This window comes from Allobosea minatitlanensis (genome assembly GCF_964020775.1).
In genome coordinates this window covers 3,954,787-3,968,962 of the sequence record NZ_OZ224509.1, presented here as the reverse complement: position 1 = coordinate 3,968,962, position 14,176 = coordinate 3,954,787, and the positions used below count along the sequence as shown (strand labels likewise).

Below are 14,176 nucleotides of genomic sequence, written 5' to 3'. Positions count from 1 at the left end.
GGCGAAGCGCTTCAGCCGGCGGCGGCCAGCGCCGCCTCGATCGCCCGCCCGACGGCGAGGATGCGCCGGTCCTGCCCGCCGGCACCGGCGACCATCAGCCCGACCGGAGCCTCGCCATCGCGATGGCAGGGCAGGCTCGCGGCGCAGCCGTCGAGGAAGTTGATCAGGCTGGAATTGCGGAGGATCAGCAGATTCGTCGCGCCATAGGCCGCCTCGTCCGCCAGGTCGGCGATGCGCGGCGCGACCACGGGCACCGTCGGCATCAGCAGCGCATCGAAGCCGGCGAGCCGTGCCTCGACCGCTCCGATCCAGCCTTTGCGCGCCGCCACGAGGTCGAGATAATCCGCCAGCGCCATCTCGGCGCCGCGCCGGATGCGGACCAGCACGCGCGGATCGTAGCGCTCGCCCGCCTCGGCGATCAGCGCGCGGTGCCAGTGCCAGGCCTCGGCGGCGGCGAAGCTGCCCTTGGCCTGGAGGCCGGCGAGCCCCGCGAATTCCGGCACGGCGATCTCGATGATGCGGGCACCCGCGCGCGCGAGCGTGTCGAGGGCGCGCCGGAAGGCGGCGGCGACGGTCGCGTCCATGCCGTCGAGTGCGAGCGTGGTCGGCACGGCAAGCCGCAGGCCGGCCATCTCGGCCGGCGCCGGAACGGCCTCGCCGGAGCCCGACAGCACCGCGTCGAGCAGGGCGCAGCAGGCCAGGCTCGGCGCCAGCGGGCCGATCGAGTCGAGGCTGGTCGAGAGCGGCAGGCAGCCCGCGCGCGGCACGCGCCGCGCCGTCGGCTTGAAGCCGGCGATGCCGCACAGCGCGGCGGGAATGCGCACCGAGCCGCCGGTATCGGTGCCGATGGCGGCCGCCGCCATGCCGTCGGTCACCGAGACGGCCGCGCCGGAGGAGGAGCCGCCGGGAATGCGCCCGCCCGCCCGGTCGAACGGGTTGAGCGGCGTGCCGTAATGCGGGTTGATGCCGAGGCCGGAGAAGGCGAATTCGGTCATGTTGGTGCGGCCGACCAGCACCGCGCCGGCGGCCAGAAGCCGGTCGACGATCGCGGCGTTCGCGGTGGCGGCCGGGGCGCCGTCAAGAGCGATGCTGCCGGCCCTGGTCGTCTCGCCGGCGACGTCGAACAGGTCCTTAATCGAGATCGGCAGGCCTTCCAGCGGGGAACGCACGAAGCCCGCCTGGCGCATCAGGTCCGAGGCGCGCGCCGCCGCGAGGGCACGCTCGCCATAGAGGCTGGTGAAGGCGCGCGGGCCTTCGCCGGTGCCGGCGCGGGCCAGCGCCGCTTCCGTCAGGGCCTGCGAGGTGGCGCGGCCCGCGGCGAGCGCATCCTGCAAGGCGGAAAGGGTCTCGATCATCGTCAGCTCGCGGTGGTCGCCGGCCCGACCGGCTCAAGGCCCCGAGGCCTAGCAGAGTCCCGCCGGGCGGGCGATTGATTTCCGCCGCGAACATGGTTTCCTGCGGCGCAGGACGAATGCGGGGGCCTCGATGAATCATCCAGAACCGGTCGCGGCGGTGCCGGGCCGGCCGATCGCCGGCATGCGGCCCGCTCTGATCGGCTTCGGCGGCGCCCCGCTCGGCGATCTCTACCAGCATCTCGACGAGGACGTGGCGCAGGAGACGGTCGCGGCCGCGCTCGCCGCCGGGATCAATCTCGTCGACACCTCGCCGCTCTACGGCCACGGCCTCTCCGAGCATCGCATCGGCGCGGCGCTGCGGCGCGTCCCGCGCGACGGCGTCATCGTCTCGACCAAGGTCGGGCGCTGGATGAAGCCCGGCGCGCCGAAGACCGACGGCTCCGGCTATCGCGGCGGCCTGCCGCACCCCGCGGTGATCGACTATTCCTATGACGGCGCGATGCGCTCGCTGGAGCAGTCGCTGCTCCGGCTCGGCACCGACCATGTCGACATTCTGCTGATCCACGACGTCGACGTCTGGACCCATGGCGAGCAGATGGAGCAGCGCTTCGCCGAGGCGATGGACGGCGCCTATCGCGCGCTGGAGGTGCTGCGCGCCTCCGGCGCGGTCAGGGCGATCGGCGTCGGCGTCAACGAGGCGCAGATGTGCGAGCGCTTCGCCCGGGCCGGCGATTTCGACGTGATGATGCTGGCCGGGCGCTATTCCCTGCTGGAGCAGGGCGCGCTCGACGGCTTCCTGCCGCTGGCGTTGGAGAAGAACATCGCGGTCATGCTGGCCGGCGTCTTCAATTCCGGCATCCTCGCCACCGGCGCCCGGCCCGGCGCCTATTACAACTACCGGCCGGCTCCGCCCGAGATCCTCGCCAGGGTCGCGCGGATCGAGGCGGTCTGCGCCGCCCATGGCGTGGCTCTGCCGCAGGCGGCGCTCGCCTTCGCCGCCGCCCATCCGGCGGTCGCGACCGTCGTCCTCGGCGCCGTCACGCCGGAGGAGGTCGCGCGCAATCTCGACCTCGTCGCCCGCCCGGTGCCCGCCGCGCTCTGGGACGATCTCAGGGCCGAAAGGCTCATTCCCGACCACGCTCCGGTGCCGGCATGCTGAAGACCATCGACCCGCTCCTCGGCCCGGACCTGCTCTGGCTGCTCGCCGCGATGGGCCATGGCGACGACCTTGCCGTCGTCGACGCCAACCATCCGGCCGAGACGATCGCCCGGGCGACCATTTCGGGCCGCATCGTCCGCCTGCCGGGGCTCGCCATGGCCGAGGTCGTGCGCGCCATCCTGACCGTGCTGCCGATCGACGATTTCGAGCCCGATCCGATCCGCCGCATGCTGGTGGTCGGCGATGCGGCGGCCGTGCCCGCGGTGCAGAAGGAGGTCGAGGCCGCGGTGGCCGCGGCGCGGGCCGCCCCCGTGCCGCTGCCGGGCCTCGAGCGCTTCGCCTTCTACACGGCGGCGCGCAGGGCCTTCGGCGTGGTGCAGGTCGGCGACGCCCGGCCCTATGGCTGCTTCCTGCTCCGGAAGGGCGTGATCGCCGGCTGAGCCGGCGACCGGCCCGCTTGCGTCAGATCGAGCGGGTGACGCCGCCGTCGACGCGGATGTTCTGGCCGGTGATGTAGCCGGCATCGGCCGAGAGCAGGAAGGCGACCGTGCCGGCGATCTCGTCGGCGCTGCCATAGCGCTGCATCGGCACGCTGGCGCGGCGCGCCTCCGTCGCCGGCAGGCTGTCGATCCAGCCCGGCTGCACGTTGTTGATGCGGATGTTGTCGGCGGCGTATTGGTCCGCATAGATCTTGGTGAAGGTGGCGAGCCCGGCGCGCGCCATCGCCGATGTCGGGAACATCTCGCTCGGCTCGAAGGCCCAGGCGGTGGAGATGTTGACGATCGCGCCGGATTTCTGCCGCTGCATCACCGGCGTGACCAGGCGGATCGGCCTGACCGCGCTGAGGAAATAGACGTCGAGGCCCTTGTGCCAGTCCGCGTCGGTGATGTCGACGATCGGCGCGCGCGGACCGTGGCCGGCGCTGTTGACCAGCGCGTCGATCCGCCCCCAGCGCTCCAGCGTCGCGTCGACCAGCCGCTTCACGTCGTCGCTGGACTGGTTCGAGCCGGTGACGCCGAGGCCGCCGAGCTCGGCGGCCAGAGCCTCGCCCTTGCCCGAGGAGGACAGGATCGCGACCTTGTAGCCGTCCTTCGCCAGCCGCCGCGCCGTGCTCGCCCCCATGCCGCTGCCGCCGGCGGTGACGATCGCTACCTTGTCCATGTCCTGCTCCCGCAAATCGCTGCGCATAGGCGGCCATTCTTGAACCGCCGCCGCCTGCGATGCCACAGCAAAGCCGCATGAGCCGGGCCGTGCTTCCGCATGGCGGACATGAATGAGCAACCGGAGCCGGGATCGGCGCCGAGGCTCAGACGCCCTCGCCGAGGTTGCGGATCGCGATCCGGTCGATGAAGGGCGCATCCGCCCCCTCCTGATGGATCTCGATCTCGCCGTCGCGCACCCGGACGCGGATCAGCGTTCCGCCCGCGCCGCGCCAGTCGACGGTCTCGCCGTCATCCTCGTAGAGCTCGCCGGTCGCGCCTTCGACGAGGCCGCAGACCAGGATCTCGCGCAGGTCGCCGATGCCGGCCGGATCGCCGAGCGGGATCAGCGCGCCGGCGCGGACGAAAACCGGCAGGCGGCCGAGCGGCGCCGGCACGGTCGCGACCGCGCCGCCGGCGAAATGCCGGCCCGTATGCCAGTCGTGCCAGCCGCCCTCGTGCCGCGGCAGGTAGACGCTGCGCTCCCGCGCGCCTTCCTCCAGCACCGGCGCGACCAGCAGGTCGGGGCCGAGCATGAAGGCGTCGTCGGTCCTCACGGCTTCGGCGTCCTGCGGGAAGTCCCAGAGCAGCGGGCGCACCGCCGGGGTACCGTCGCGGCTGGCCCGCCACATCAGCGTGTAGAGATAGGGCATCAGCCGGTAGCGCAGGGAAATCGCCTCGCGCACCTGCGGCACCATCTCCGGATACATCCAGGGCAGGGTGACGACGCCGTCCTCGTTCCAGGAGTTCATCACCATGCGCGGCCAGAGCGAGCAGAACTCGTTGAAGCGCACGAACAGCTCCGGCCCCGGCGTCGGGCCGTGGAAGCCGCCGACATCGTGGCCGATGCTGAACATTCCCGACAGGCTCATGTTGAGGCCCTGGGTCAGGTTGTAGCGCAGCGTCTTCCAGGCGGTCTCGTTGTCGCCCGACCAGGTCTGGGCATAGCGCGAGATGCCGGCGCAGCCGCCGCGCGTCACCGCATATTGGCGCTTTCCGGGCTGGCGGGCGCCCTGCGCCTCGTAGGAGAGCTTGGTCATCAGCAGCGGCTGCGCCGGGCGCGCCAGCGCCTGCCGGAAGGGGCGGCCGTCGCCGTCGCAGACGGCATCCTCGTCCCAGATCTCGTATTCGTTGTTGTCGTTCCAGACCGTGGCGAAGCCGTAGTCGAGCAGCGCCGTCTCGATGCCGTCGCGCCACCAGACCCGGCCCTGCGGATGGGTGAAGTCGAGATGGAAGCCGAGCCCGTCCCAGAACTGCGCGACGGCCGGCTGGGCCGTCTGGCCGTCCTTGACGAGGAAGCCGCCATCCAGCGTCTCCTTCAGCCGCGGATGGTCGTCGAGCAGGCAGGGCTTGAGGTTCGCGACGGTGAAGATGCCGGCGTCGTTCAGCCGCCGCATCGTCGCCCTGGGGTCCGGGAACTTGTCGCGGTTCCAGTTGAAGGCGTAGCGGCGATGGCCGATCTGCGTGTAGCCCGAGCCGAAATGGAACGAGTCGCAGGGGATGCGATGCGCTTCCAGCTTGCCGATGAAGTCGCTGATGCGGGCATCGGCGTCGGGCGCGTCGGCGATCGCCATCGAGGTGACGCCGAAGCCGAGGGACCAGAGCGGGGCGAAGGCCTGCCCGCCGGTCAGCCAGGAGAAGCGCCGGACCACGTCCGGCACGGTCGGGCCGGCCAGGACATAGTAGTCGAGGTCGCCGTCATCGCCTTTCCAGGAGCGGAACAGGCCGTGGTAGTTGTCGAGCGTGCAGCCGAAATCGACGCTGCCGGTCGAGAGGTTGTCGTAATAGACGCCATGCGCGCCGGCCGGCCCGTCGACGATGAAGAAGGGCAGCATCTTGTAGAGCGGGTCGGAGAGTTCCGCGTCGAAGCCGCAGGGGTCGACCGCATCGATGGCGAAGCGGCGGCCGGTCCGGTCGAGGGGGCCGGCCTTGTCGCCCAGCCCGTAATGGCGCTCGCGCTCGTCGCGCGCCATGTAATGCGCCAGCGCGCCGGTGCGCGGGGACACCAGATAGGCCTGCGTCGCGCGGTCCTGCAGGAAGGGCCGGTCCTCGCCCTCGCGATGCCAGGCGATGCCGAAGGGCGCGAGCGTGACCACGGCCGAAAGGCCGGCGCCTTCGATCACGACCTTGTCGTCGTCGGCCGTGATCTCCGTCCTGGGGCAGGAGAAGCCGGAGTGATCGTCGCGCCGACGGCCCTCATAGGGCGGCTCCAGCCCGCCGGGGGCGATCGACCAGCCGCGGTCGAGCCGGTAGCCGTCCTGCGGCTTCAGCGTCACCCGGCCGATATCGCTCTCGAGGATGCGGACGGCCAGCGTGTCGCCGCGCCCGAGATCGAACAGGGCGGCTTCGCCGTCGCGGCCGAGATAGCGGCCTTGCGTCAGGGCTTTCATGGGATGGTCTCCGAACCTCGAAATCTCACTCGCCGTCTTTCCGCGGCTTCGCGGAGCGAAGAGCCCGGAACCCGGAGCCGATGCCGTTGTCGATAGAATCGGACGGCTCAGCCTCTCTCGAGAGCGCATCGGCTCCGGGTTCCGGGCTCAGGCCTGAGGCCTGCCCCGGAATGACGGCGCACATGTTCAAATCCTGACCGACTGGCCCGCCTCGTCGAACAGATGCAGGCTCTGCTGCGGGAAGGCGAGCGCGACCGTGCTGCCGCGTTCGTGCCCGCTCTGGCCGTCGAGCCGCAGCGTGATCTGCGGCAGGCCGGCGCTGCGGCCGTAGAGATAGCTCTCGCCGCCGAGCCGCTCGACCAGCTCGATCGCGAGCGGCAGCCCCCGGCCCTCGGGAGCCAGGGCCAGATGCTCGGGCCTGATGCCCAGCGTCACCGCCGCTCCGCTCGCCAGCAGGCCGGTCTCGCAGGCGACCTCATGCCCCGCCTCGCCCAGCGCGACCTTGCCGGGCTCCGTCACGCGGCCGGGCAGCAGGTTCATGCGCGGCGAGCCGATGAAGCCGGCGACGAAGAGATTGTCCGGGCGGTTGTAGAGGTCGAGCGGCGTCCCGACCTGCTCGATGCGGCCGCCCTGCAGCACGACGATGCGGTCGGCCAGCGTCATCGCCTCGACCTGGTCGTGGGTGACGTAGATCATCGTGCCGCCGATCTCGCCATGCAGCGCGGCGAGCTCCTTGCGCGTCGCGACGCGCAGCTCCGCGTCGAGATTCGAGAGCGGCTCGTCGAACAGGAAGATCTTCGGGTCGCGCACGATGGCCCGGCCGATGGCGACGCGCTGGCGCTGGCCGCCGGAGAGCGCCTTGGGCTTGCGGTCGAGATAGTCGGTGAGCCGCAGCATCCCGGCGGCGCGCTGCACGCGCCTGTCGATCTCCGCGCGTTGCAAGCCCATGTTCTCCAGCGCGAAGGCCATGTTCGCATAGACGCTCATATGCGGATAGAGCGCATAGGACTGGAACACCATGGCGAGCCCGCGCTCGGAGGCCGGCAGATGGGTCGCGTCGACCCCGTCGATCGCGATGGTGCCGCCGGTGATCTCCTCCAGCCCGGCGATCGAGCGCAGCAGGGTCGACTTGCCGCAGCCCGACGGGCCGACGAAGACGACGAACTCGCCGTCGGCGACCTCGAGGTCGATGCCGTGCAGCACCGTCGTCGCGCCATAGGCCTTGCGGACGCCGGAGAGCTTCAGTTCGGCCATGCGGAGCTCACTTCCCTCATTTCATGCCCGTATTGGCGATGCCCGTGGTGATGAAGCGCTGCAGGAAGACGAAGACCAGCGCCACCGGCAGCAGCGTCACCACCGTCATCGCCAGCAGGTAGTGCCACTGCGTCTGCAACTCGCCCTGGAAGGCGTTGAGGCCGATCTGGAGGGTGTAGGATTCGGTCTTGGTCAGCACGGCCAGCGGCCAGAGGAACTCGTTCCAGCGCCACATGATTGAGAAGATCGCCAGCACCGCCAGCGCCGGCATGGCGAGCGGCATGACGATGCGCCAGTAGATCTGCCATTCCGAGGCCTTGTCCATGCGCGCGGCCTCGATCAGGTCGCGCGGCAGGGTCAGCATGTACTGGCGCAGCAGGAAGACGCCGGTCGGCGTCGCCGCGCCGGGCAGGATCACCGCCCAGAGCGAGTTCACGAGGCCGAGCTTGGTGATCACCAGATAGACCGGCACCAGGATGATGGTGATCGGGATCATCAGCGTGCCGATCACCATCAGCATCACCGCCGTCTTGCCCTTGAACTCGTAGATCGAGAGGGCATAGGCCGCCATCGAGTTGATGATCAGCGTGATGATGGTCGCGACCAGCGTGACGAAGACCGAGTTCCACAGGAAGCGCGTGAAGGCGAAGCGCTCCAGCGGCTCGGTGTAGTTCTCGGTCGCAAGCTTGAATTCGCGCACGGGGCTGCGCTTGTCGATCGGCACGCGGATGACCTCGCCTGGATTGGCGGGATCGACCATCTGCGCCTGGATGCCGACGCGCCGGATCTGCGCCAGCACGCGCTTGCTGCCGTCCGGCATCTCGACCTCGAAGAGCGGCAGCTTCTGGGCCTGGCCGGGCACCGCCACCTCCTTCTGCGACATTGGCAGCAGCGAGGGCGGGAATTCGAGCAGCCCGGCCTGGGTCTTGAAGGAGGACAGGCCGAGCCAGAGCACCGGGCCGAACATCAGCACGACGCCGAGCGCCAGATAGGCATAGGCCGCGATATCGGTCCAATGCCAGCGGCCGGGCTTGCGCCGGGCGGCCATCATGCGGGTCAGCTTGTTGCCGCCGGACCGGCTCATGCGGCCCCCTTGCGGCGGCTCGCCGCGAGCTGGGCCAGCGTCAGCGCGAAGAGCACCACGCCGAGCACGACGGAGGCCGCGGCCGCCAGGCCGAAATTCTGGACCTGGTTGGCGAAGGCGGTCTCGTAGATGTAGTGCACGATCATCAGCGTCGCGGTGCCCGGCCCGCCGCCGGTCAGCACGAAGACCTCGTCGAAGGTCTGCACGCCGCGGATCAGCGCCAGCACGATCACCACGATCATGTTCGGCCAGAGCAGCGGCAGGGTGATGCGCCAGAACACGCGCCAGCGCGGCGTCGCGTCCATCTCGGCGGCTTCATAGAGATCGGCGGGGATGGCCTGGAGGCCCGCGAGCAGGATCAGCGTGTAGAAGCCCATATGGGCCCAGATCGAGACGAAGACGATCCAGAACATCGCCCAGCCCGGATCGACCAGGAAGAGGATGCGCTCGCCCCCGAGCGAGGTGATCGCGGCGTTGAGCAGGCCGTCGCGCTGCAGGATCCATTTCCAGGTCAGCGCCACCACCACCGGCGAGAGCAGCACCGGGAAGAAATAGACCGCGCGGAAGAAGCCGCGCGCCCGGATCTTCATGTTCAGCACCACCGCCGTCAGCAGCGAGAGCAGCACCATCGCCGTGACCTGGAAGATTGTGAAGCGGGCGGTGTTGGCGACGCCGCGCCAGAAATGGTCCTCGCGGCAGGAGGAGGGGTCGAGGAAGGAGCCGCAATCGAAGAGATAGCCGTATTGCTGCGCCCCGACGAAAGGACGCTCGCTCGGGAACAGCCCCGCCCCGCCCGTGACCGAGAAGACGAAGTTGATGAGCAGCGGCAGGAAGACGAAGAGCGAGAAGAAGGCGAGGTTGGGCAGGATGAAGACATAGGCCATCCGCCGCTCGCCGATCAGGCGCTGGAGCGCCCGCATCGGCCAGTCGACGAGCCGCATGAGCAGCGCAAGCGGCGCGGCGAGGCTGCCGGCGCCGCCCGCGCCGTCCCGGCGCGGCTTTGTCTCCGCGGCGGCCATGGCTCTTACTTCTTGCGCTCGGCGATCTGCTGGGCGACGTCGGATTCGATGCGCTTATAGGCCTCGTCGAGCGTGCCCTCGCCGGAGATCGCCTGGCCGAGGCGGCTGATCACCGCGTTGAAGATGACGCGGTTGTTGACATAGCCCTGCAGCTTGTAGGCGACCGGCGAGAGCTGCGCGACCTGGTCCGAGAAGACCTTGAGCGCGGCCTTGGCCTGGGGGCTTGCATCCTTGTAGTCGAGGCCCTTGGCGGCGATGCCGAGATGGCCCGGCACGAACAGCGAGCGGGCATAGAACTCGCTCAGCACCGGCTCGCTCGCCAGATAGTCCATCACCTTGGCGACGGCTTCCGGATTCTTGGTCGTCTTGATCGCGACGAGGCCGGCGCCGCCCGGCATGCCCGAGCAGTTGCCCGCGCCGCAGGGCGAGGGGACCGCGACCCAGTCGAAGGCGTCGCCGACCGTCTTGTCGAACTGCGCGATCTGCCAGGAGCCGGAATGGTAGAGCACCACCTGGGCGTTCTTGAACTCATCATTGGCGCCGCGATAGGCGGTGCCGGAGACCGAGCCCCAGAGCTCCTTCTTCATCACGCCGCTGTTGTGCCAGTCATAGACCAGCTTGGCGGCGCGCTTGAAGCCGTCGTCGATCACGGCCGGCTCGCCCTTGTCGTCGAAGACCTTGGCGCCTTCCGCGACCGCGACCGAGAAGAAGCGATGGCCGGACCGGTCCATGGCGAGCGGGAACGGCGCCTGCACCTTGTCGGCCACCGCCTTGACCGCCTTGCCCCAATCCTCCCAGCTCGCCTTGGCGCCGGGCAGGGCGATGCCCGCCTGCTCGAACAGCGTCTTGTTGACGAAGGGGCCGGTGACGGTGAGCTGCGTCATGAAGCCGGTGATCGCGCTGGAATCGCCTTCCGGGCGCATCCAGGGCAGGAACGGCCCGAAATTCTTCTCCCAGTAGGAAGCATCCTTGAGATAGGGCCGCAGGTCGAGCGCGTAGCGGGCGACACCGCCGAGGTCGACCACGCGGGCGATATCCGGCCCCTGGCCGGAGGCGAGCTGCACGGGCAGGTTCTCGGTGATCGCCTTGTAGGGCACCTGGTCGAGCGCGACCTTGATGTCCTTGTTCTGTGCCTCGAAGCGCTTCAGCAGGTCGGAGACGACCTCGCCCTCATTGCCGTCGGAATACCAGGCGATGCGCACCGTGGTCTGGGCGAAGGCGGTCGTGGCCATCAGGCCGATCGCGAGGCCGGCCGTCGCGGCGAAGGCGGAAATCCGGTGTGTCCTCTGCATGGGCTTCATCCCCTGAGCAAATGCGACGCCTCGTCGAGCGTCTTGACATCCACTAAGGCAAACGTTTGCCTAGCTTGTCAACGGGCAGCCCTGCCGGCATGGCTGTCTTAGCCGGCTTCGCACCGGCCGATGGCGGCGGAAGATGGGAGGTCGGCGGCAGGATGGCGCCCGGAACGACGGCTAAGGCGGGAAAGCTCCGGCAGGAGGCCGTCTCGCTCGCCACGGTGGCGCGGGAGACCGGGGTCTCGATGTCGACCGTCTCGCGCATCGTCAACGGCAAGAGCGGGCGCGCCTCGGCCGCGACGGTGGCGCGCGTCGCCGAAGCGATCGAGCGGCTGGGCTACCGCCCCAACCCGGTCGGGCGCGCGCTGCGCCGGCGGGCGAGCCGGGTGGTGGCGATGCTCGCGCCCAATCTCGACAACCCCGCCATGGCCGCCATCGCCGTCTCGACCGAGGCGGCTTTGCGCGCCGCCGGCTATGTGATGATCCTGTGCGACACCCATGACCGCCCGGAATTGCAGGACGACTACCTCCAGGCGATGCGCGACCAGTTCGTCGCCGGCTACGTCATGGTCAGCGCGGTGCGCAGCCGCGGCCTCGAGCAGGCCCTCGGGCGCGGCGATCCGGTCGTCTTCGTGGCGCGGCGCAACCCGCTCGGCGGCGGCGCCTATGTCGGGATCGACAACCGCGCCGCCGGCGCCGACGCTGCCGATTTCATGCTGGCGCAGGGCATCGACCGGCCGGCCGTGCTGATGGCGGCGCAGAACATCTCGAGCACCGCCGAACGCGCCGCCGGCTTCGTCGAGCGGCTGGTCGCGCGCGGCGTGCCCGAAAGCGAGATCCGGCGGGCGAGCGCGCCGGGCCTGTCGCATATCGAGATCGGCTATGCCGCGGCGCGGATATTGGTGGGCGCGGGCGGCTGGCCGCGCGGCCTCCTCTGCGTCAGCGACCTGATCGCCTATGGCGCCTATCGCCTCGCGGTCGAATCGCGTCTGGAGATCCCGCGCGACTGCAGGCTGGTCGGCGTCGACGGCAACGCCCTCAACCGCTGGATCGCGCCCTGGCTGAGCTCGATCCGCATTCCCTATGAGAGCTTCGGCGGGCATGTCCTCGAACAGTTGCGCCTGCTCTGGAGCGGTGCGGCCACCGCGGAGATCCATGTGCCGCACGAGGCGCTGCCCTGAACGCCGGCCGCCGGCCGGGTACCGCCCCGGCCGGCGCGCCGCCCCGGCCGGCGGCCAGAGGTCGGGAAGACCATCGGCGTCGCGGTGAGGCATTCCGCTGCTCGTTGCGCCTGTCCTGCGCCGCGCTGCGGGAGGACGCCGCCGCGCTCAGCCTGCCGGAGCGGCTGGGGACGATCGAGGCCAATCCGATCCGCGAGGCGCTGGAGGCCCATCGCCGGGACGTGAAGGCGATGCTGGAGGCGCTGCGCATCCCGCGCAAGACCTTCCACGACAAGCTCGCGCGCTACGGCATCACCCGCGCCGCCTACGAAGCCGGGTGAGGGGCGGGCGGGGTGCCCGACGGGTCGCCCGCGCCGTTTACCGTCCGCCGTCGCGCTGCCTTCCGCGCCTTTCGGACGACTATCCCGGCCTCGCGACTTTCAATAAGCTGTCGGCAAGGCGGCCCGGGGGTTTCCGCCCGCGGAGCTTCCGATGCAACGGAGCCGTAACCGCCGGAGACGGCGCAGAGGGGTCAAGGAGAGTCCATATGAAAAAACTGTTGCTGGCGACGCTGTCGGCGTCCGCCCTGATGGCCGCGCAGCCGCTCGCGGCCAAGACCCTGGTCTACTGCTCGGAAGGCAGCCCGGAGAATTTCGCGCCGAGCGTCAACACCACCGGCACCTCCTTCGACGCCGGCGCCCAGATCTACGACACCATCGTCCAGTTCGAGCGCGGCGGCACCAAGGTCCTGCCCTCGCTCGCCGAGAAATGGGACATCTCGGCCGACGGGCTGACCTACACCTTCCACCTGCGCAAGAACGTCAAGTGGCAGTCCAACAAGAGCTTCAAGCCGACGCGCGACTTCAATGCCGACGACGTGATGTTCATGATCGAGCGGCAGTGGAAGGAGGACAACCCCTATTACAAGGTCACCAGCTCGAACCATTCCTACTTCAACGACATGGGCATGCCGAAGCTGCTCAAATCGGTCGAGAAGGTCGACGACTACACCGTCAGGATCACGCTGAACCAGCCCGAGGCGCCGTTCCTCGCCGATCTCGCCATGCAATATGCCGGCGTGCAGTCGAAGGAATACGCCGACGCCATGCTCAAGGCCGGCACGCCCGAGAAGCTCGACCAGGACCCGGTCGGCACCGGCCCGTTCTACCTCGTCCAGTACCAGAAGGACGCGATCATCCGCTACAAGGCCTTCCCCGACTACTGGGCCGGCAAGGCCAAGATCGACGACCTCGTCTTCGCGATCACGCCGGACGCCTCGGTGCGCTGGGCCAAGCTCCAGAAGGGCGAATGCCATGTCATGCCCTATCCGAACCCGGCCGATCTCGACGCGATGCGCAAGGACGCCAACGTCCAGATCCTCGAGCAGCCCGGCCTGAACATTGGCTATCTCGCCTACAACACCACCAAGAAGCCGTTCGACGACGTGCGCGTGCGCCACGCCATCAACAAGGCGATCAACAAGAAGGCGATCATCGACGCGGTCTACCTGTCGAGCGGCATTCCGGCGATCAACCCGATCCCGCCCTCGATGTGGTCCTATAACGAGACGGTCAAGGACGATCCCTACGATCCGGAGGCGGCCAAGAAGGAGCTCGCCGCGGCGGGCTATCCGAACGGGCTGGAGATCGATCTCTGGGCCATGCCGGTGCAGCGCCCCTACAACCCCAACGCCAAGCGCATCGCCGAACTGATGCAGGCCGACCTCGCAAAGGTCGGCGTCAAGGCCGAGATCAAGACCTATGAATGGGGCGAGTATCGCAAGCGCCTGCAGGCGGGCGAGCACCAGACCGGCATGTTCGGCTGGACCGGCGACAACGGCGATCCGGACAACTTCCTGCACACGCTGCTCGGCTGCGACGCGGCCCAGAACAACGGCGGCAACGTCGCGAAGTTCTGCTACAAGCCCTTCGACGACCTCGTCGTGAAGGCCAAGAGGATCACCGACCAGGCCGAGCGCGAGAAGCTCTATCGGCAGGCGCAGGTGATCTTCAAGGAGCAGTCGCCCTGGTTCACCATCGCCCATGCGATCCAGCTCAAGCCGATCCGCAAGGAGGTGAAGGACTTCAAGCTCTCGCCCTTCGGCCGCCACACCTTCTACGGCGTCGATATCGCCAAGTGAGCTGGCCAAGTGAGCTGGCCAAGTGAGGCTGGCCCAGTGGCCAGGCCGGGCCGAATGAGCTGGCGCGGCTGATGCATTGCCGACGGATGCGGCCCGCGGGCCGCATCCTTTCGGGCGGAAG

General features: G+C 69.3%; 12 protein-coding genes. 5 read left to right on the top strand and 7 right to left on the bottom strand.

Annotated elements, in window-relative coordinates:
* Positions 1 to 11: 11 nt before the first annotated feature.
* Positions 12 to 1,355, bottom strand: coding sequence for an amidase (locus ACWH43_RS19510; RefSeq protein ID WP_158448400.1), 1,344 nt, complete (start codon positions 1,353 to 1,355; stop codon positions 12 to 14).
* Positions 1,356 to 1,485: 130 nt separating this feature from the next.
* On the opposite strand from ACWH43_RS19510, the gene ACWH43_RS19505 reads away from it, so the two are divergent.
* Positions 1,486 to 2,514, top strand: coding sequence for an aldo/keto reductase (locus ACWH43_RS19505; RefSeq protein WP_260349648.1), 1,029 nt, complete (start codon positions 1,486 to 1,488; stop codon positions 2,512 to 2,514).
* A complete protein-coding gene (locus ACWH43_RS19500; protein ID WP_158446961.1) occupies positions 2,508 to 2,954 on the top strand; it encodes an RbsD/FucU family protein in 447 nt (148 codons plus the stop codon). The genes ACWH43_RS19505 and ACWH43_RS19500 overlap by 7 nt, the downstream gene beginning before the upstream one ends.
* 22 nt (positions 2,955 to 2,976) lie before the next feature.
* On the opposite strand, the gene ACWH43_RS19495 is transcribed toward ACWH43_RS19500, so the two are convergent.
* From ACWH43_RS19495 to ACWH43_RS19470, 6 genes are all read right to left on the bottom strand, one after another.
* A complete protein-coding gene (locus tag ACWH43_RS19495) occupies positions 2,977 to 3,675 on the bottom strand; it encodes an SDR family oxidoreductase (protein ID WP_158446960.1) in 699 nt (232 codons plus the stop codon).
* Between the two features lie 145 nt (positions 3,676 to 3,820).
* Entirely contained in the window at positions 3,821 to 6,103 is a 2,283-nt protein-coding gene (locus ACWH43_RS19490; RefSeq protein ID WP_158446959.1) for a glycoside hydrolase family 31 protein, read from the bottom strand.
* Positions 6,104 to 6,289: 186 nt separating this feature from the next.
* Positions 6,290 to 7,357: an ABC transporter ATP-binding protein gene (locus ACWH43_RS19485; RefSeq protein ID WP_158445224.1), complete on the bottom strand. Its 1,068-nt coding sequence runs from the start codon at positions 7,355 to 7,357 to the stop codon at positions 6,290 to 6,292.
* Positions 7,358 to 7,373: 16 nt separating this feature from the next.
* The gene (locus ACWH43_RS19480; protein WP_260349647.1) at positions 7,374 to 8,441 is read right to left on the bottom strand and encodes a carbohydrate ABC transporter permease; all 1,068 of its coding nucleotides are present in this window, start codon (positions 8,439 to 8,441) and stop codon (positions 7,374 to 7,376) included.
* The gene (locus ACWH43_RS19475; RefSeq protein WP_158445225.1) at positions 8,438 to 9,460 is read right to left on the bottom strand and encodes a carbohydrate ABC transporter permease; all 1,023 of its coding nucleotides are present in this window, start codon (positions 9,458 to 9,460) and stop codon (positions 8,438 to 8,440) included. Before ACWH43_RS19475 ends, ACWH43_RS19480 begins: the two co-directional genes overlap by 4 nt.
* A 5-nt stretch (positions 9,461 to 9,465) precedes the next feature.
* The gene (locus tag ACWH43_RS19470) at positions 9,466 to 10,752 is read right to left on the bottom strand and encodes an ABC transporter substrate-binding protein (RefSeq protein ID WP_158445226.1); all 1,287 of its coding nucleotides are present in this window, start codon (positions 10,750 to 10,752) and stop codon (positions 9,466 to 9,468) included.
* 98 nt (positions 10,753 to 10,850) lie between these two features.
* On the opposite strand from ACWH43_RS19470, the gene ACWH43_RS19465 reads away from it, so the two are divergent.
* The 3 genes from ACWH43_RS19465 to ACWH43_RS19455 all read left to right on the top strand — a co-directional run bounded on the left by ACWH43_RS19465 (position 10,851) and on the right by ACWH43_RS19455 (position 14,055).
* Complete coding sequence (locus ACWH43_RS19465; protein WP_260349645.1) at positions 10,851 to 11,936, top strand: LacI family DNA-binding transcriptional regulator; 1,086 nt, start codon at positions 10,851 to 10,853, stop codon at positions 11,934 to 11,936.
* A gap of 104 nt (positions 11,937 to 12,040) precedes the next feature.
* Entirely contained in the window at positions 12,041 to 12,256 is a 216-nt protein-coding gene (locus tag ACWH43_RS19460) for a hypothetical protein (protein WP_158471826.1), read from the top strand.
* 206 nt (positions 12,257 to 12,462) lie between these two features.
* On the top strand, positions 12,463 to 14,055 hold the full coding sequence (locus ACWH43_RS19455) for an ABC transporter substrate-binding protein (RefSeq protein ID WP_158446394.1): 1,593 nt from the start codon (positions 12,463 to 12,465) through the stop codon (positions 14,053 to 14,055).
* Positions 14,056 to 14,176: the final 121 nt, after the last annotated feature.